Origin of the sequence: Pseudophaeobacter sp. 1A09344 (assembly GCF_041008745.1) — a bacterium.
Taxonomy (GTDB): Bacteria; Pseudomonadota; Alphaproteobacteria; order Rhodobacterales; family Rhodobacteraceae; genus Phycobacter; species Phycobacter gallaeciensis_A.
In genome coordinates this window covers 66156-83851 of sequence record NZ_JAXGFS010000004.1, presented here as the reverse complement: position 1 = coordinate 83851, position 17696 = coordinate 66156, and the positions used below count along the sequence as shown (strand labels likewise).

Genomic DNA, 17696 nt, shown 5'->3' with positions numbered 1-17696 from the left:
TTCATGCCTGACAGCTACTCGTCTGGCTCATAACCGGTCATCTCCAGATACCCGCGACCGTTGTGGCTACCGCTGACCCGAACAGGACCCTCCCAATAGGGAAAGGCGGTGCCCATCCAGCTTTGCGGGTTCAGCGCCTCCACGGTTGCTGACAGCTCCTGTTCAGGCAGCGAGATCTGCCAGCGAGTGGGAACGGAGCGGCCCGCGACGCTGCTGTAGTCCAGCGGCTGCGCTGAGAAGGCGCCATCGGGCAGGGCGCGGGCGTTGCCATCGGCAGTAATCCATGTGCCGGATGTGAAATCGCCGCCCGCGCCGCGCAGAACGAACCCCATCAGTTTTTCACCGCTGTCAAAGGTTAGGGAGAACCAATCCCAGCCGGTCTGATCCTCATCGAGTGGCTGACTGGACCATTCCCGGTCAAGCCAACCGTGGCCGGTGACGGCAACAGGGCCCGAGGGCAGCATCAACTGCCCCTCGATGCGGTAGCCGGGCTGGGAGTAGTAATAGCTCGCCTGTCCGCTGGCGGATTTGACCGAATATCCATCCGCGCCATGCAGGACCAGCGGCGTGTCGGCCGAGAGCTGTAGATCATAGGAAAACTCCATTCCGCTGGCGCGGAGGCTCAACTGGTCGATGCCTGCCCCGGTGCCGCGCACCTGCCAATCGTCGATCCAGGCGTTGAACGGATCTGCGGTGACCCCGGCCTGTCCGATACCGCCGCGCGCCAGACGTTCAGCGAAGTAATGCTGCCGTTCGGTGGTGAGGCCAGCATGCCCCATCCAGATCTGCGGGCTGTCCCAGCCCGGTTGCTCTCCGGGGGCCAGTGCAGAGCGGAATAGGGTCCACTGAATGCCGTACTCTTGTCCGTCCGCGTCTTGAAGATTGGCGGTCAAGTACCACCATTCAATACGAAAACCTGGGTGCGGGCCATGGTCGCGCGGAAAGCTGAGCACGGTGCCCGGTTCGGGGATGGCAAATCCTTCAGCCTTGGTGCCCAGGCCCGCGAAACCCTGCGCCCGCAACAACAAGGGCGCAAGGGTCAGGCCGAACGTCAGGAGAACGGCAGCAAGGATCGCCAGCGGCTTATCGTTCATTGGCAAAGACCTTCAGCAGGTGGGATGGTGACAGGCGGCTCAGCTTGCGGGCGGGGATCAGGGCAGCCAGGGCGGCGGCCAGCAACGCCAGCAGGAACAGGCGCAGCCAGTCGAGTGGGAACAGATACATCGGCAATTGCCAGCCAAAGGCCGCGACATTGATCACATCCAGCAGCGCCCAGGCCAGCGCCAGCCCCAGGGGTAGCGCCAGACAGGCAGTGAGGCCCGCCAGCAGCAGGCTACGCAGGATGTCGATCCGGGCCAGCCGTGCGCGCGTCACCCCCATGGCCCAGACCGGTGCCAGTTGCGGTAGCCGCTGCCCCCAGAGGGTTAGAAGGCTGGTCAGCATGGCAAAGCTGGCGACCCCCAGCGTCAGCAGGTTGAGCGCCTCTGTGACGACGAAAGTCCGGTCAAAGATCGCCAATGATCGCGCCTTGATCGTGGCTTGGTCTCTTATGCTTTCCGTTTTGATATCAAACCTCTGCCGGACAGAGCTGATAAAATCCGCGCTGCGTTCCGGGGGGATGCGGACGCCAAATTGCCGGTTCGGGATGTCGGGCGCGCGGTGCAGCAGATCCGGCAGGGCGACGATGGCCTGGCCGTTTGGATTGCCGTAATCGGAATAGATCCCGGCGATGGTCGGGTTCCAGTCCGGCGCAAGTGTAAGCGTGTCGCCGGGCGCATACTCGTGGCGCCGGGCCAGCTGTTCGTTGATCAGAATGCCCTGACCCGCGGCCACCTGATCCCAGACGCCGGGCAGCGCCCGCAGGATCGGCCAGTTGTCCCGGTAAGTCGGATCGTCGACAACGCCATAGATCCGCAGCGGTGCCTCTCGGTGCCGGATCTCATGCCAGCGGATCGGCAGCAGGCGGACATCGGGCTGTGTTTCAGCCCATGCCGCAAAGTCAGTGCCCTGCTGGTTGCTGTTCAGCGTGATATAGAACTCTGCCGCCAGCCGCTGATCCAGCCAGCCGGTAAAGGTGAGCCGAAAGCTGGAAGTCATTGTTCCAACGCCAATATTCGTCGCCAGCGCCAGCAGAAGCGCCATCAGCGCCAGCGACAGGCCGGGCAGTTGCGCACGGCTGTCGGCCCAGATCCATTCTGCGAGCGGACCCCGTGCACTGCGGGCCCCAAGGCGCAGCAGCAGCGACAGCGCCTGTGGCAGCAGCAGCGCCGCGCCCAGCATCAGCCCGGCCAGAAAGGCAAAGCCCGCCACCAGCCCGTCAAACATCCACAGCGTAGCGCAGCCAGCGGACATCATTAGGAAGCCTGCAAGAGCGGTCAGCCGGAAGGACCGGGCGGTCTGCTGTCCCCGGGCGGAGGTTGCCGGAGCCGCCAGCACCGGCATGGTCCAGAGGCTGAACAGCGCCCGCGCGCCTGCCAGTGCGGTCCCCGCGAGGGCAATGCCAAGGCCGGACAGAACCCATGCCGGGCGCAGGGTCAGGCTGCCTTCGACCGAGGCACCGTATAGTCCGGACAACGTCGCGCTGACATCTGGCAGCAGCGCCGCCGCAACGCCATAACCTATGATCAGGCCAAGGCCACCAGCGCCCAGTGCAATGAGCGCAAGTTCTGCCACCAGTAAACCAGCAAGGGTGCGCAGCGGCAGCCCGAGGCTGCGCAGGGTGCGGAACAGACCGCGGCGATGCTCCAGCCCCAGCCCAATGCTGCCCTGCACGATGAACAGCCCGACGGCGAAAGACAACAGACCAAAGGCAGTGAGGTTGAGGTGAAAACTGTCTGTGAGCCGGTCCGTAGCTGAACCTGCCGTCTGTGCGCTGATCCGGGTGAGCGCTGGCGCTAGTTGTTCTAGCGGCGGCAGGTCACTGGATTGTTCTGGAAGGATCACCAGCCGATCTAGGGTATCCGGACGCTGGAGAAGTCGGCTCGCCAAGCTGATATCGGCAATCGCCGTGCCTCGGGGCACCTCGGGGGACGCTACAATGCGCGGCGTACGCTTGACCGGTGGAAGAGACGCGGCGGTCTCCGGGTGCAGGAACAACTGGCCGGGGGGCAGCAACGACAGTGAGATATCGGATGCCTCATCCTCTTCGCCTGTTTCTCCGGACAACAGTGCGACAGGCGGCGGGTTCAGGAGATCAATCCCCATAAGATCAATGGATTGCGTGCCCAGCTTGATGCGCCCCTCTAGAACCGGAGCCAGCCGCCAACCGGCGCGGCGTAGGGCCACATAGGTATTAAGCGGGATCACGCCATCACCGGCCACCAGCTGATCGGCCTGCGCTTGTCCCAGTTGGCTGGCGGCGCGGGCATAGCTGGCGCGGGCCTCGGCGTTGATGGCCTGCACCGCTGACCAGAGACCCGTGGAGAGCGCCAGCCCGGCGACGATGGCGAGCAACTGGAAGGGATGGCGCCGCCAATGGGACAGCAACGTCTGAAAGGCGGCAGTGATCATGCGATCTGGCCCTGTTTCAGGTGCAGCCGCCGGTCCAGCTGGTTGGCGATACTGTCCGAATGGGTCACCAGAAACAGCGCCGCGCCGCTGTCGCGCAGCAGCTGTAGCATCAGGCCCATCACCGCCTCGCTCGCGGTTTCATCAAGGTTTCCGGTCGGCTCATCGGCCAGCAGCAGCGCCGGGCGCAGGGCCATGGCGCGGCCGATGGCGACCCGTTGCTGTTGTCCGCCGGATAGCTGGTCAGGATAGCGGTCCAGTAAGTTCGATAGGCCCAGCCGGTCGGTCAGACGGTCTTCCCAGGCGCGGTCCCGGCGGCGGCTCAGCCGTGCGTGCAGGCTGAGGTTGCTACCAACGCTGAGGGATGGGATCAGGTTGAATTGCTGGAACACGATAGAGACCTGCCGCTGGCGTAGGGCGGCGCGCGCGGCCTCGTTCAGCCCGGACAGGGGCGTGCCCTCGATTGTGATCTCTCCGCTGTCAAAACTGTCCAGAGCCGCAGCTAGATGGAGCAGGGTGCTTTTCCCCGATCCGCTGTCCCCGGTCAGGGCCAAGCTGGATCCGGCCTCAAGCGTCAGCGAGACCGCCTGCAATACGGGCGTCACACCTTGGCCTGAGGTATAACTCTTGCTCACGTCGGTAATCTTGAGAACCATAGTGGTTTGTCATCCTGTCGGCGCTGGGGTGTTGGTTGTGACTGGGAAACATTTAGGGGCATTTTGCGCGCGGAACAGGGCGGCCTGCTGGGATCGCGGCGTCAGTTCGGGACTTTGGAAACGGGGTCGGGCTCTCACAGTACCGGCGCCAGCAACCGGGCCACGGGGGCGAAAAGGCGGACGGACCAGTGTTGCGCTGCGAGTGGCCGATCCAAACTGCGCGCGCGACTGAAATCATCCTCCAGCATCGCGGCGACAGATTCCGCCGCGCCGGTATCAAAGAACAGCGCCATGGTTTCGAAATTCAGTCGAAAAGAGCGATTGTCCATATTGGTGGTACCGACGGCGGCGACGGTATCATCGACGACAAAGGTCTTTTGATGCATGAAGCCCCCGGAATACTGCAGGACCTGAACACCGACCTTTTGCAGGTCATCGAAATAGGCGAATGAGGCCAACCATGGCAGGTAGTGGTCGACAATGCCTGGCAACAGTATGCGCACATCCACGCCGCGCAGCGCTGCGTGTTTGAGGGCGGCCACCACATCAAGGTCGGGAACGAAATAGGGCGAAGCGATCCAGACCCGGCTGCGGGCGGCAGAGATGGCCGAAAAGAACATCATTGATCCGTTTTCGGTGGTATCCCCGGGCCCTGTCGGGACGATCAGGGCGGATCGGTTTTCCGGCGACGGCTCCGGCTCCCATGTGAGCAGGTCCAGGATCGGCTCATCCGTCAGCCAATGCCAGTCCTGCGCATAGGTCAGCTGCAGCTGTTGCACCACCGGGCCGGTCAGCTCCACATGGGTGTCGCGCCAGTCGCCAAACGCCTTGGTGTGGCTGATATATTCATCGCCGACGTTCAGCCCACCAGTAAAGCCGACACGGCCATCGGCCACCACGGTTTTGCGGTGGTTGCGAAAGTTCAGCATGAAGCGGTGCTTGGGGCCCCTTTGGGTACCGCGATCCACCAGATTGACGCCAGCCTGTTGCAGCTCGGCAAGATAGGAGGTGGGCAGGCCGTGGCTACCGATCCGGTCGGCCATGAACCAGACAGCAACGCCGCGCTGTCTGGCGGCGATGATGTGCCTCTTTAGGCGGCGTCCCAGATCATCGTCGCGCACGATGTAGAACTGGATCAAGAGGTAGTCGCGCGCCTCATCTATGGCGCGAAACATACTGGCAAACCCGGCTTTTCCGTCAATCAGCAGGCGGAAGCCGTTACCGGTACAGACCTGCAGGCCAGAGACCGCTTCGAACGGTGCAGGGTCCACGGCCATCTTCGCCGGGCTATGTGTACCCCGCACCTCGGCCATTGGCTGCATGTCCTGCACGGCGCGATGGGCGTCCTGGCGGGCGGCGCGGTAGCGTTCGAACCGGTGATGGCCAAAGATCATATAGGCGGGCAGGGCGATCAGGGGCGAGGCCAGCAGGAACACGACCCAGCCGATGGCGCCCTGTGGCGTGCGGGCGGTGCGGGCCGCGTTCAGCGCGCCCAGAACCGCAAGCCCCCACATCAGGAGGACGCCACCCGTGCTGATCGCGACCCAGAACGTCACCTGGCCTGTCCCATTATTCGGTTCCTTTCCAATGGAGTATGGCCGGGGCCTGCGCTGATTGCCAGTGGGCAGTCGTGGGGCGAGGACCGCAGGCTTTTGGGTGACCGGGAGGACACAGGTCACACCAGAGGTGAAAACCAGCCCTGTCAGACTGGCGATTCTGCCGAGGCTGTGGAACGGTTTGCAGCATGAACCTGTTTGCTGTCTTTTCCCCTTGGCTGCGCGCATTGGCACGCGCTGCCGCCGCATTCAACCGCAAGAACGGATGGGTGATGAGCAGTCATATCGCCATGTCGATGATGCTGGCGCTGTTCCCCTTTGTCCTGTTCACCGTCGCCCTTTCGGGGGCCGCCGCGAGCCTTTTGTCACAGGATGTCGCGATCGAGGATCTGGTGGACCTCGTCTTTGGCGGCTGGCCCGAGGAGGTTTCTAAGCCGATCCTGAACGAACTCTTCGCGGTTTTGGAGACCTCCAGCACGCAACTGGCAACGTTGGGCGGGGTTCTGGCGCTCTATTTCGCCTCTAACGGTGTCAACGCGGTGCGGGTGGCCATGGTCAATGCCTATGGCGACAACGATCCCCGGCCTTTCTGGAAGGCGCGCCTGATCTGCGCCGGGCTGGTGGTGCTGGGCGGCGCGGGCATCCTTGTGGCGGCTCTCTTCGAGGTCGTTTTGCCGCTTTATGTCCGCTATATCGCTGATCTGCTGCCCTATCAGCTGGTCGGACCGGGATGGGAGCGGGGATTCAGTGGCGTGTTGTTGTTTCTGTTGCCACTGGTCGCGGTGCTGCTGTGCCATATACTGCTGCCCGGGCAGCGGCACCGGGTATCGCAGATCCTGCCGGGGGCGGTGCTGACGGTGGTGCTGTGGTGGGCAGCGGGGATTGGTTTTGCGATCTATGTCGGATCTTTCGCGCAGTATTCGGCCACCTATGCGGGGCTAGCGGGAGCCATGGCGGCGATGATCTTTCTTTATGTGAATGCCGCGATCCTGATTTTTGGCGCCGAGTTCAACGGTGCGTTGATGCGACTGGACCAGCCGGGCGCCGAGGCAGCAGAGGCGTCTGGGGACAGCTACGTCGAATAGTATGCACCAGCGGTTCTTGGAAAATTCGGAGGTGGAAGCCTTATTGTTTCCGGTTTTGCAACAAAAAGGCAGGTTTGCCACAATTTGGCCATCGGCTGGGCGAAATACGCGGGTAGGCAAGATTCAGCCGACGCAAGAATAAGGACCGCCGCGATGCTGAAACGCCTTCAAGATCTGTTCAAGAGCCCGATGCCCGACATGGCACCGACGCCGCGTCCCCAGATGATTTTCCGCCAGTGCGAAGACGAAGGCCCAGATGCGCGTTTGCTGCGTGAGCTGGCCACCCTGTCCCTGCAGACAACGCAGCAGCCGTTGCATTAAAAAAGCGGCCCGATCGGCCCGCCGGGGCGCTTAACCCCGGAAGCCGGTGGCAATCACGAACTTTTCGGAACTGTCCGACCGCGATGCGGGCGGTTTCACATTGGCGACCTTGGTGAACTTCTGTTTCAAAAGTTTCTGCAGGTCGCCCTCGGCACCGCCGGCCAGAACCTTGGCCACGAAGGTGCCGCCCTGTTCCAGCACATCAAACGAGAAATAGGCAGCTGCCTCGCAAAGGGCCATGATCTTCAGGTGGTCGGTCTGCTTGTGGCCGGAACTGGCAGCGGCCATATCCGACATCACCACATCGGCCATGCCACCCAGCCATTCCTTCACCTGATCGTCGGCGCCCTCATCCATGAAATCGAGCTGGTGGAATTCGGCCCCTGCCAGCGGCTCGACCTCCTGCAGGTCGACGCCGATGATGCGGCCGATGGATTTGCCCTGCTTTTCGCCCAGCGCATTGATGCGTTTGACCGCGACCTGCGCCCAGCCCCCCGGCGCGCAGCCAAGATCAACGACCCGGGCCCCCGGGACGAGGAAGCGGAACTTGTCATCCAGCTCCATGATCTTGTAGGCGGCCCGGCCGCGATAGCCTTCGGCCTGGGCGCGGCGCACATAGGGGTCGTTCAGTTGACGCTGCAACCAGCGGGTCGAAGAAAGCTTGCGCCCGCGAGCGGTCTTTACCTTGACCTTGAGGTCACGCTGGCCGCGGCCGGAAGTGTTCTTGCCGGTCGGGCTCTTGCCGGAAGGTGTCTTTGCCATCTCTTTGTACCATCTTTGCCGATGTCGGTCTTTGCCAGTATAGGCTCGCTTTCCGCGGTCCATGACAGATCGGACGCGAAAACTCAAATGCCGAGGGTTCGGTCTGCGTTATTAAAAGGGTCCGTCTTCCAGAACACCGTCCGCGCTCATCTGTGCATAGAGCAGCCCTTCGCGCAGGCCCCGGTCCGCGACCGACAACCGGTCGGTGGGCCAGCAGCGAAGGAGAGCCTGCAGGATCGCGGCGCCAGACATGATCAGCGCCTGACGGTCCTCGCCGATACGCGGATCGCTGCGGCGCCCCTGCGGGCCGAGATCCAGATAACCGCGGATCACCTTGTCGATCTGATCACTGGTCATGCGCAGCCCATCGACCTTGGTGCGATCGTAGCGCTTCAGCCCCAAATGGGAGGCGGCGACGGTCGTCACCGTGCCCGAGGTGCCGACGATCTGGAAACCTTCGCGGGCCTGCTCATCCTTATAGGGGGCAAAATCGGCGAGGTGTTCTTCGAAGAACCAGCTCATCAAGGCAAAACGGGCGGCATCGTCGTCGACGTCGTTGAACTGATCGCGCAGTGTCGCCACACCCAGCGGCACGGAAATCCAATCCACCACCTTGGCGGCGGGGAAGGGGCTTTCGGCGGGGTGGAACCCTGCGTGCAGGCGCATGATGGCGGAGGGCCGGTCGCGGCGTGGGACCGAGGAAATGTCGATCCAGACTAGTTCGGTCGAGCCGCCGCCAATATCCACCACCAAAAGCTGTTCCGTCTTGGTCGAAACCAGCGGCGCGCAGGAGATCACCGCCAGACGTGCTTCTTCCTCGGGCTGGATGATTTCAAGCGTCAGACCGGTTTCCCGTTTGACCTGCCGGATGAAATCGCGCGCGTTCTTGGCGCGGCGGCACGCCTCGGTGGTGACGAGCCGCATCCGACGCACTTTGTTCCGCTTGAGCTTTTGCTGACAGATGCGCAGCGCCTGAATGGTGCGCGACATCGACGAACGAGACAGGCGCCCAGTTCGTTCAAGGCCGGTCCCCAGCTGGACCGACTTGGAAAAGCTGTCCACCACGTGAAAGCCACTGCCATTGGGCTGGGCGATCAGCATGCGACAACTGTTTGTGCCAAGATCCAATGCCGCATAAAGCGCATCCGGATCCGGACGGGCTGGTACAGGGGTTTCAACCGCCTTGGGAAACGCGCCCGCACCTTTGGAACGCCTGGGCGCCATGATTCACGCCCTCCGATTATCGTGTTGGTTTTAGGATATGTTCACAAAGACGTATGTGCAAGGGCGGCGGCGCCCGGATCGACGCTTTCCTTGTACCGGTTAACGGCGCTGCTCCGGCCCTTGTTTCGGCGTTCAGCCTGTGTTGCCAGGGGCTTGTGCAGGGTCTTGGCGACAACCTCATAAGCTTGATGAGAATTATGAGGATGCCCCTCTGTGGCCATGCGGGCCCGGAGAATGTATTCAGAGCCAGAGCAAAAGGTCGCTCAAACCCCAAGTGTTGTCGAAAACCGGCACCCGCGTTTCAGGATCGCATTCTAGAAACGCAGCAGAACAGACGCGAAGCAAAGGACCCGACATGCCTGACGTCACCATCGTATACTGGCGCGATATCCCGGCTCAGGTCATCGTGGGCAAGGGCCGCCGCGGCGCCAAACGCCAGCTCGAAGAACGGTTCGAGCAGGCCATTGACCGCGCAGCGATGAAGGTGAACGCCAAGGATGCGGACGCCTATCTCGCGGAATGGCGCAAGGCGGCTCCCTTTGCGGCGGAGGGCGATCCGGCAGAGATCGCCGAAGCCGAAGCGGTACGTCTGGAAGGAGAGTTCGATCAGGAGCGTCTGAAAGCCCTGATCGCGAATGACGGATGGGCGTGAGCCTGACACCACTATGGGAGGCCGTGATGGCTTTGTTGAACTTCAAGAAACGCGAGGCCACCAGCCCGCAGCCCGTCAACCCGCAGGTCGAAGCCTTCCTTGACGGATATTCGATCGAGGTGATGCCGCGCACCGCGACCAAGGTCGAGGATTTCCGCGATCTGCTGCCCGCAGGCACCCGCGTCTATATCGCCCATATCGAGGGCACGCCCATCGAAGACATGGTCGAGACCGCCAAGCGTCTGAATGCCGAGGGCTTTCCCGTCATGCCGCACTTCCCGGCGCGGATCATCAAGGACGAGGCGACCCTGGCGGACTGGATCGCGCGCTATCAGGGCGAGGCTGACGTCAAACAGGCGCTGCTTCTGGCCGGTGGTGTGGCGCAGCCGCACGGTGCCTTCGACAGCTCGATGCAGCTCCTGGAAACCGGACTGTTCGACAAGGCGGGTTTCTCCAACCTGCACGTCGCGGGCCACCCCGAAGGCAACAAGGACATCGATCCGGACGGTTCCTCGAAGAACGTGATGGAAGCGGTTCTGTGGAAACAGAAATTCTCGGAGCGCACCGATGCCAAGATGGCGCTGGCCACACAGTTCGCCTTTGAGGCAAAGCCGATCATCGAATGGGCTGACGGTCTGAAAGAGGCCGGTGTCGACCTGCCGATCCACATCGGTATCGCCGGTCCGGCCAAGCTGCAGACGCTGATCAAATTCGCCATCGCTTGCGGTGTGGGGCCGTCGCTGAAGGTGCTGCAGAAACGCGCAATGGACGTGTCCAAGTTGCTGCTGCCCTATGAGCCGACCGATGTCGTTGCCGAGCTTGCTGCCCACAAGGCCGCGAACCCGGACTTCAACATTACCAATGTACACTTCTTCCCGCTGGGCGGCATCAAGACCAACGCCACCTGGGCCATCAACAACGGCGGCGCCTCGGCGCAGCCTGTCAACTCCCAAGGATAAGACATGACCCGTACTGTCGTAGAATCAAAAACAAAAACTGCTGTCCTGGGCTTTGATGAGCCGTTCTGCGTGATCGGCGAACGGATCAACCCTACAGGCCGTAAAAAACTGGCAGCAGAGCTGGAAGCGGGCGATTTCTCCACCGTTGAGAAAGACGCACTGGCACAGGTGGCGGCCGGGGCCAATATCCTCGATATCAACGCGGGCGTAGTCTATAATTCTAACCCCAACCCGAACGAGACCGAGCCGCCGCTGATGACCAAGATCATCGAGTTGGTGCAGGGTCTGGTCGACGTGCCGCTGTGCATCGACAGCTCGGTCCCCGAGGCGCTTGAGGCCGGTCTGGCAGCCGCGCAGGGTCGCCCGCTTCTGAACTCGGTCACCGGTGAGGAAGAGCGCCTGGAACTGGTTCTGCCGCTGGTCAAGAAATACAACGTGCCGGTGGTTGCGATCTCCAACGACGACACCGGGATCTCGGAAGATCCCGACGTGCGTTTCGCCGTGGCCAAGAAGATCGTCGAACGCGCTGCCGATTTCGGTATCCCCGCGCATGACATAGTGGTCGACCCGCTAGTAATGCCGATCGGCGCCATGGCGACCGCCGGGCATCAGGTCTTCACCCTGGTGCGTCGCCTGCGCGAAGAACTGGGTGTGAACACCACCTGCGGTGCGTCGAACATCTCCTTTGGTCTGCCGAACCGTCACGGCATCAACAACGCCTTCCTGCCGATGGCAATGGGCGCGGGCATGACCTCTGCGATCATGAACCCGGTGGCGCTGCCGGTGACGCAAAAGGCGATTGCCGAGAAGAAGGAACAGGTAACCGCCGCTGGTATCATCCTGCCCGAAGGCATGGACGATGAGACCTTTGTCACCCTGTTCGGTCTCGGCTCGACCAAGCCGCGCGCGGGCAAGGAGATGGAAGCGATCCGCGCTGCCAACCTCTTGACCAACAATGATCCGCACGGCGGTGCCTGGATTGCCGCCAACAAGGCGCCCGCAAAGGCTGGCGAAGAAGGCCGTGGCCGCGGTGGCCGCACCGGTGGCCGTCGCCGCCGCGCCTGAACCTGATAACAATATAGTGAGGGGAGGCCGGGATTTGTCCCGGCCTTTTCTTGTGTGCGGTCTGGGGGGCACCGTATTTCGACAAACGGAGCAGGGGCGACAGTGTCCTGTGCGTGTGTTTCCTGAGCCAAACGTTGCGGGTGCGGTCGGATTGCGCACAAACCTTTGGCAAAAGGTTATCTTCAGACTTCGTTAGCGGTGATCCATTTACAGATTACAACAGAGGAATGGTTGCCCATGGTCAATTGGGTGACGTGTCCGAGCTGCAAGGGAAGCAACGGGTGAAACGACTTCAGGTGACCGATTTCTATTCCATGCTGGATTCGATTGGCATGGCGGTGATCGTTTTGGAGGTCGGCGACGATGGGATCCCCCGATATGCCGCGATGAATTCGCGCGCCCGGGCTATTTCGAAACTTCCGGCAGAGGGTTGGTTTGGCAAAACTGCGATGGAAGTATTTGGCGGTTCCACCGGCGAGCGGGCTCTTGCCAAGCATATCGAAGTGGCGCGCGCTGCCGAAGAGGTAACCTATGAGATCAATCTCCCTGCGGTCCACAAGGAACGATACATCCGTACGACTATGAGCCCGGTCTTCGACGAGACAGGCAAGCTGACGCACCTTGTCGGCTCGTCAGCAGATGTCACGTCGGAACGTGAACGCGACGCGGCTTTGGAACTGGCCAAGATCGCAAAGCAGGAGGCGGAGGCGGCCAGCCAGGCCAAGGAACGGTTCTTGGCTGAGATGAGCCATGAGATCCGGACGCCGATGAATGGCATCCTTGGCATCTGCGAGTTGCTGCAAGACACCAGTCTGGACGAAGAGCAGTCCCTGCTTGCCAATACGATACTGAGTTCTACCAATGCTTTGCTGAAGATCGTCAACGAAGTTTTGGATTTCTCGCAGATCATCGCGGACAAGATTTCACTGCACTATGAGCCTTTTTCATTGCGCGATCTTGTTGATGAAATCGTCACGCTTTTCTCGGCCAAGACCTCGTTCAAGGGGCTTGAGTTTCGCTTGGATTACCCTGATGCCGTGCCATCCGTTTTTGTGGGGGATGCCAGCAAGACCCGTCAGATCCTTTTGAACGTGATCGGAAACGCGATTAAATTTACCGACGAAGGTCATGTCTCTCTGGTGGTTTCCTATGATCCGGCTTCCGCAAGGGGGCCATTGCAATTCGTGGTTTCGGATACCGGCTGCGGGATCGAGGAAAGTAAGCTGCGTTCGATCTTTTCGGCCTACGAGCAAGCCGCCAGCTCGCCGCAGGCGCAGGCAGAGGGCACGGGGCTGGGCCTTGCAATCTCGCGGGCGCTGATCGAACGGATGGGGGGCGACATCACCGTCGACTCGGCGCCAGGACAGGGCGCGCGTTTCTCTCTTTGGTTGAACCTTGCGCCAGATACTGCTGATCCGCGGCGGGCAGAGACTGCGGGGAAGGCAGTCCCCAATCAGATCAACGGTGGTCTGGAACGGGATGTTGGGACCGACACGGGTATCGCATCGGACCGGCTGCATGGGATGAAGATCCTTGTAGCCGAGGACAACAAGACCAACCAGATGGTCGTGGACAAGATGCTCCAGAAACTAGGGGCACAGGTCCGTCTTGCGGAAAACGGTGCTGCCGCCGTCGAAAACTATCTGGGCGCGGACTACGACCTGATCCTCATGGATCTTTCCATGCCGGTCATGGGCGGGCTGGAGGCGGCGCGCAGGATCAGACAGCACGAGACAGAAACCGGCCGCGCCGAATGCCGGATCGTTGCGCTGACGGCGAATGCCCAGAAAAGCGACACAAGGGCCTGTTTCGAGGTTGGCATGAATGGATTCCTGACCAAGCCGTTTCGCAAGGCCGAACTTCTGGCCTGTCTCGCTTCACTCGACTGAGGTCTGGTCGGGTCCAGTGGTGTCGGCTGTGCGGTACGTGATGGACGGCAGTCAAAGCGATCGCGTGTTTGGGACGGCCGCAACCTGGCTACATGATGTGATTCAATCTGATCCTCACGTGGGCTTTGGCCAGCAATCTTGGGGCAAAGGGGGGGACATGAAAAAACGTCCCGGTAACCAATACCGGGACGCCTGGCGTCAAGCCCCAGTGGGGCACAGTCTTGGGTGAGCGACTTAGCCGCGCCGACGCCTGCGTCTGCGCCCGCCGTCTGCCGCGCCATCGCCGCCGCCGGTGTTGAAGTTGACCTCTGGCAGGGTGACCACCGTTTCCAGAATCGGGAAGGGCTCGACCGAGTTCGGAATGGCCGAGGCATTGACGAAATGCTCCTGGAACCGGGGCTCGACTGCGGTTTCCACCTTTTCGATCTGGCGCACGGTCTCTTCGATTTCACGGCGGGCCTCGGTGTTCAGAAGCGCAATGCGCGCACCGGTGCCTGCGGCGTTGCCGGCGCTGGTGACCTTTTCCAGCGGACAATCGGGGATCATGCCCAGAACCATCGCGTGTTTGGCCGAGATATGGGCGCCAAAGGCGCCGGCCAGCACCACGCGGTCCACGGTGTCGACGCCGAATTTGTCCATCAGCAACCGCGCGCCAGAGTAGAGCGCCGCCTTGGCCATCTGGATCGCCCGGATGTCAGGGTTGGTGACAGTAATCGTCGGACCGCCATCGGCAGATCCATCCCAGAGGACATAGGCGTTGGTGCGCCCGTCCTGAATACAGCGGCTGGAGCCGGTCTGTTCTGCCGAACCGATGAGGCCCGAAGCATCGAGAACACCGGCAAGGCGCATTTCGGCAATCGCTTCGATAATGCCTGAGCCGCAGATGCCGGTGATGCCGGTGGTGGCAATCGCCTCGGCAAATCCTTCCTCATCCGACCAGAGCTCCGATCCGATGACGCGGAACCGCGGTTCCTTGGTTTCGGGATTGATCTCGACCCGCTCGATAGCGCCGGGGGCGGCGCGCTGACCGCTGGAGATCTGCGCGCCCTCGAAGGCTGGACCTGTGGGGGACGAGCAGGCGAGGACCTTTTCCGTGTTGCCCAGCAGGATCTCCGCATTGGTGCCCACATCAACCACCAGCACCAGATCCTTGGATTTATCCGGTGCTTCGGACAGGGCCACGGCGGCAGCATCGGCGCCCACGTGGCCGGCGATGCAGGGCAGCAGGTAGACACGCGCTGCGGGGTGGATGTTGAGATCCAGCTCGCTGGCCCGCAGGGACAAGGCGTTCGAGGTCGCCAGGGCAAAGGGCGCCTGACCCAGTTCGAAGGGATCAATGCCAAGGAACAGGTGGTGCATCACCGGGTTGCAGACAAAGACCGCATCGACGATCAGCGTCTGATCAATCCCGGCCTCTGCCGAAATCTGGGTGAACAGCTGCGCCATTCCTTCGCGGACCGCGCGGGTCATCTCCTGATCGCCGCCCTTGTTCATCATTGCATAGCTGACCCGGCTCATCAGATCCTCACCAAAGCGGATCTGCGGGTTCATGATGCCGGAGGAGGCGACGACCTCGCCAGTTTTCAGATCGCACAGGTGGGCCGCGATGGTGGTGGAGCCTAGGTCAACCGCCAGCCCATAAAGCGAGCCTTCGTAGAGGCCAGGCCAGATATGCATGATGCGCGGCGGCGTGTTGCTGTCGCCCAGATGCACCGCGACGGTGACCTTCCAGCCGCCCTTGCGCAGGACGGGCTGCATGGTTTGCAGGATTTGCAGATCGCACTGGACGTTCTCGATCTCCCACTGAACCCGCAGGGCCTCGGCCAGCCGCTCCAGATCGCCCGAGGGCTTGTGCATGTCGGGCTCTTCCACCTCGACGTAGAACAGGCGGGTCGACGGGTTCATCACGATGTCGCGCGCCTCGGCCCGTTTGCGGACCACCTGCCGGTGGACCTGGCTTCCGGGAGGAACGTCAATCACCACGTCGCCTTCGATCAGGGCCTGACAGCCAAGGCGACGGCCATCGATCAGGCCACGCTTGTCCTTGTAGCGCTGTTCAACCTTGTTCCATGGGCTCAGCGCGTCGTCCTGCACGGAGACGCCGAGTTTCGAGAATTCGCCATAGGAGGGGGTGATCTGACATTTCGAGCAGATGCCCCGGCCACCGCAGACGGAATCCAGATCGACCCCAAGCTGCCGCGCAGCTGTCAGAACCGGGGTTCCGGCGGGGAACCGGCCGCGTTTGCCGGAGGGGGTAAACACAACGAGAGGATCGTCAGCCATGCCTGTGCCTTTTCACTAGAATTCTGTGGCGGAGCATAAGTTCTTTTTGCCCAAGGGAAAGGCGGCCCGCGTCATTTTTGGGCCTGGTTCCGGCATTTTTCAAAAATGAGCATCTGAGATGCGTCTTGAGCCTGCCGTACGCCCCGTTTGCCTGACCCGGAGGCCCTTGCAACGGGATTTGATCTATTTCTTGTCGTGGCCTCTTTTCCCTCCCGGGCTTCTGTGCCATAGGGTCACCGCCAAACGGGGTTTTGCATGGGGATGACAAATGCAGATTCGTGAGGCTCTCACATTTGATGATGTTCTTCTGGTTCCGGGGGCATCCGAAGTGCTGCCCAGCACGGCGGACACACGCACCCGCGTGACACGCTCGATTTCGCTCAACATTCCGCTGCTCAGCTCGGCCATGGACACGGTAACCGAGGCCCGCATGGCGATTGCCATGGCGCAGGCCGGTGGCATGGGCGTCATTCATAAGAACCTCGATACCGAAGAGCAGGCCCGGCAGGTACGCCGGGTCAAGCGTTTCGAAAGCGGTATCGTCTATAATCCCATCACCCTGACGGCAGATCAGACCCTTGCCGATGCCAAGGCGCTGCAGGAACGCTACCGCGTGACCGGCTTTCCGGTGGTTGACAGCGATGGCCGTGTGGTCGGCATTGTGACCAATCGCGACATGCGCTTTGCGAGCGATGACAACACGCCGGTTTCGGTGATGATGACATCGGACAAACTTGCGATCCTGCAAGAGCCTGCCGACCGCGAAGAGGCGAAATCCCTGATGAAGGCGCGCCGGATCGAAAAGCTGCTGATCACCGATAAATCGGGCAAGCTGACTGGCCTTCTGACCCTGAAAGACACCGAACAGGCGGTTCTGAACCCAACCGCCTGCAAGGACGATTTGGGCCGTCTGCGCGTCGCAGCGGCCAGCTCGGTTGGCGATTCTGGCTTTGAGCGCTCCGAGGCGCTGATCGATGCCGGTGTCGACATTGTTGTGGTTGATACCGCCCACGGCCATTCGGCAGGCGTGATCGAAGCTGTGAAACGGATCAAGGCGCTTTCGAACGAAGTGCAGGTGATTGCTGGTAACGTCGCCACCGCCGAAGCGACCCGCGCGCTGATTGATGCGGGCGCGGATGCCATCAAGGTCGGGATCGGCCCGGGCTCGATCTGCACCACTCGCATGGTGGCGGGCGTGGGTGTGCCGCAGCTGACCGCTGTGATGGATTGTGCCAGCGCCGCAGGCGACACTCCGGTGATCGCCGATGGCGGCATCAAGTTCTCCGGCGATTTTGCCAAGGCGATTGCCGCCGGCGCCTCCTGCGCCATGGTCGGCTCGATGATCGCCGGCACCGATGAAAGCCCGGGCGAGGTGATCTTGTATCAGGGCCGCTCGTTCAAGAGCTATCGCGGCATGGGCAGCCTTGGCGCCATGGCGCGCGGCTCGGCCGACCGCTATTTCCAGAAGGACGCCGCCAGCGACAAACTGGTGCCCGAAGGGATCGAAGGTCAAGTGCCCTACAAAGGTTCCGCAGGCGCGGTCATTCACCAGTTGGTCGGCGGTCTTCGCGCGGCCATGGGCTATACCGGCTGTGCGACGGTCGAAGAGATGCGCCGCAACTGCAACTTCGTGAAGATCACCGGTGCTGGCCTCAAGGAAAGCCACGTTCACGACGTGCAGATCACCCGCGAAAGCCCGAACTACCGGATCGGATGATCTTAATGCGCAGTACTGTG

14 protein-coding genes are annotated in these 17696 nt (G+C 61.8%); 7 read left to right on the top strand and 7 right to left on the bottom strand.

Annotation, left to right across the window (positions count from 1 at the left end; all coding sequences use genetic code 11):
• Positions 1-14: 14 nt before the first annotated feature.
• The 4 genes from SM765_RS08320 to cls all read right to left on the bottom strand — a co-directional run bounded on the left by SM765_RS08320 (position 15) and on the right by cls (position 5719).
• Entirely contained in the window at positions 15-1094 is a 1080-nt protein-coding gene (locus SM765_RS08320) for a lipocalin-like domain-containing protein (protein WP_274837111.1), read from the bottom strand.
• Entirely contained in the window at positions 1084-3510 is a 2427-nt protein-coding gene (locus SM765_RS08315; protein WP_274837110.1) for an ABC transporter permease, read from the bottom strand. The genes SM765_RS08320 and SM765_RS08315 overlap by 11 nt, the downstream gene beginning before the upstream one ends.
• Positions 3507-4163, bottom strand: coding sequence for an ABC transporter ATP-binding protein (locus SM765_RS08310; protein WP_274834208.1), 657 nt, complete (start codon positions 4161-4163; stop codon positions 3507-3509). Before SM765_RS08310 ends, SM765_RS08315 begins: the two co-directional genes overlap by 4 nt.
• Before the next feature lie 134 nt (positions 4164-4297).
• Complete coding sequence (gene cls / locus SM765_RS08305) at positions 4298-5719, bottom strand: cardiolipin synthase (RefSeq protein WP_342455863.1); 1422 nt, start codon at positions 5717-5719, stop codon at positions 4298-4300.
• 188 nt (positions 5720-5907) lie between these two features.
• Here cls and SM765_RS08300 point away from each other — a divergent pair, with 188 nt between their 5' ends.
• Both SM765_RS08300 and SM765_RS08295 read left to right on the top strand, forming a co-directional pair.
• Positions 5908-6804 (top strand): YihY/virulence factor BrkB family protein, encoded by an 897-nt coding sequence (locus SM765_RS08300; RefSeq protein WP_274837109.1) that lies wholly within the window; start codon positions 5908-5910, stop codon positions 6802-6804.
• 153 nt (positions 6805-6957) lie between these two features.
• Positions 6958-7125 (top strand): hypothetical protein, encoded by a 168-nt coding sequence (locus SM765_RS08295; protein WP_274829277.1) that lies wholly within the window; start codon positions 6958-6960, stop codon positions 7123-7125.
• A 30-nt stretch (positions 7126-7155) separates the two neighbouring features.
• Here SM765_RS08295 and SM765_RS08290 read toward each other — a convergent pair whose 3' ends face one another.
• Positions 7156-7887, bottom strand: a complete 732-nt coding sequence (locus SM765_RS08290) for an RlmE family RNA methyltransferase (RefSeq protein ID WP_274829278.1) — start codon at positions 7885-7887, stop codon at positions 7156-7158.
• A gap of 111 nt (positions 7888-7998) precedes the next feature.
• Entirely contained in the window at positions 7999-9111 is a 1113-nt protein-coding gene (locus SM765_RS08285; protein WP_274833666.1) for a Ppx/GppA phosphatase family protein, read from the bottom strand.
• 355 nt (positions 9112-9466) lie between these two features.
• Here SM765_RS08285 and SM765_RS08280 point away from each other — a divergent pair, with 355 nt between their 5' ends.
• The 4 genes from SM765_RS08280 (at position 9467) to SM765_RS08265 (ending at position 13676) form a co-directional block, all read left to right on the top strand.
• Complete coding sequence (locus tag SM765_RS08280; protein WP_274829279.1) at positions 9467-9763, top strand: virulence factor; 297 nt, start codon at positions 9467-9469, stop codon at positions 9761-9763.
• A gap of 26 nt (positions 9764-9789) precedes the next feature.
• Entirely contained in the window at positions 9790-10722 is a 933-nt protein-coding gene (locus SM765_RS08275) for a methylenetetrahydrofolate reductase (RefSeq protein WP_065273465.1), read from the top strand.
• 3 nt (positions 10723-10725) lie between these two features.
• Positions 10726-11787: a methyltetrahydrofolate cobalamin methyltransferase gene (locus SM765_RS08270; RefSeq protein WP_065270345.1), complete on the top strand. Its 1062-nt coding sequence runs from the start codon at positions 10726-10728 to the stop codon at positions 11785-11787.
• A gap of 281 nt (positions 11788-12068) precedes the next feature.
• Positions 12069-13676, top strand: a complete 1608-nt coding sequence (locus SM765_RS08265) for a PAS domain-containing sensor histidine kinase (RefSeq protein ID WP_274837108.1) — start codon at positions 12069-12071, stop codon at positions 13674-13676.
• Positions 13677-13910: 234 nt separating this feature from the next.
• Here the strand turns inward: SM765_RS08265 and SM765_RS08260 are convergent, their stop codons facing one another.
• Positions 13911-15959, bottom strand: coding sequence for an ASKHA domain-containing protein (locus SM765_RS08260; RefSeq protein WP_274837107.1), 2049 nt, complete (start codon positions 15957-15959; stop codon positions 13911-13913).
• A 268-nt stretch (positions 15960-16227) separates the two neighbouring features.
• Between SM765_RS08260 and guaB the strand changes: the two genes are divergently transcribed.
• Positions 16228-17676, top strand: a complete 1449-nt coding sequence (gene guaB, locus SM765_RS08255) for an IMP dehydrogenase (RefSeq protein WP_065270343.1) — start codon at positions 16228-16230, stop codon at positions 17674-17676.
• The last annotated feature ends 20 nt before the right edge of the window (positions 17677-17696 follow it).

What these genes read in the sequence shown, in the direction of transcription:
- SM765_RS08320 (WP_274837111.1), bottom strand. Translation starts at nt 1,094, where the DNA reads ATGAACGATAAGCCGCTGGCGATCCTTGCTGCCGTTCTCCTGACGTTC.
- SM765_RS08315 (WP_274837110.1), bottom strand. Translation starts at nt 3,510, where the DNA reads ATGATCACTGCCGCCTTTCAGACGTTGCTGTCCCATTGGCGGCGCCAT.
- SM765_RS08310 (WP_274834208.1), bottom strand. Translation starts at nt 4,163, where the DNA reads ATGGTTCTCAAGATTACCGACGTGAGCAAGAGTTATACCTCAGGCCAA.
- SM765_RS08300 (WP_274837109.1), top strand. Translation starts at nt 5,908, where the DNA reads ATGAACCTGTTTGCTGTCTTTTCCCCTTGGCTGCGCGCATTGGCACGC.
- SM765_RS08295 (WP_274829277.1), top strand. Translation starts at nt 6,958, where the DNA reads ATGCTGAAACGCCTTCAAGATCTGTTCAAGAGCCCGATGCCCGACATG.
- SM765_RS08290 (WP_274829278.1), bottom strand. Translation starts at nt 7,887, where the DNA reads ATGGCAAAGACACCTTCCGGCAAGAGCCCGACCGGCAAGAACACTTCC.
- SM765_RS08285 (WP_274833666.1), bottom strand. Translation starts at nt 9,111, where the DNA reads ATGGCGCCCAGGCGTTCCAAAGGTGCGGGCGCGTTTCCCAAGGCGGTT.
- SM765_RS08280 (WP_274829279.1), top strand. Translation starts at nt 9,467, where the DNA reads ATGCCTGACGTCACCATCGTATACTGGCGCGATATCCCGGCTCAGGTC.
- SM765_RS08275 (WP_065273465.1), top strand. Translation starts at nt 9,790, where the DNA reads ATGGCTTTGTTGAACTTCAAGAAACGCGAGGCCACCAGCCCGCAGCCC.
- SM765_RS08270 (WP_065270345.1), top strand. Translation starts at nt 10,726, where the DNA reads ATGACCCGTACTGTCGTAGAATCAAAAACAAAAACTGCTGTCCTGGGC.
- SM765_RS08260 (WP_274837107.1), bottom strand. Translation starts at nt 15,959, where the DNA reads ATGGCTGACGATCCTCTCGTTGTGTTTACCCCCTCCGGCAAACGCGGC.
- guaB (WP_065270343.1), top strand. Translation starts at nt 16,228, where the DNA reads ATGCAGATTCGTGAGGCTCTCACATTTGATGATGTTCTTCTGGTTCCG.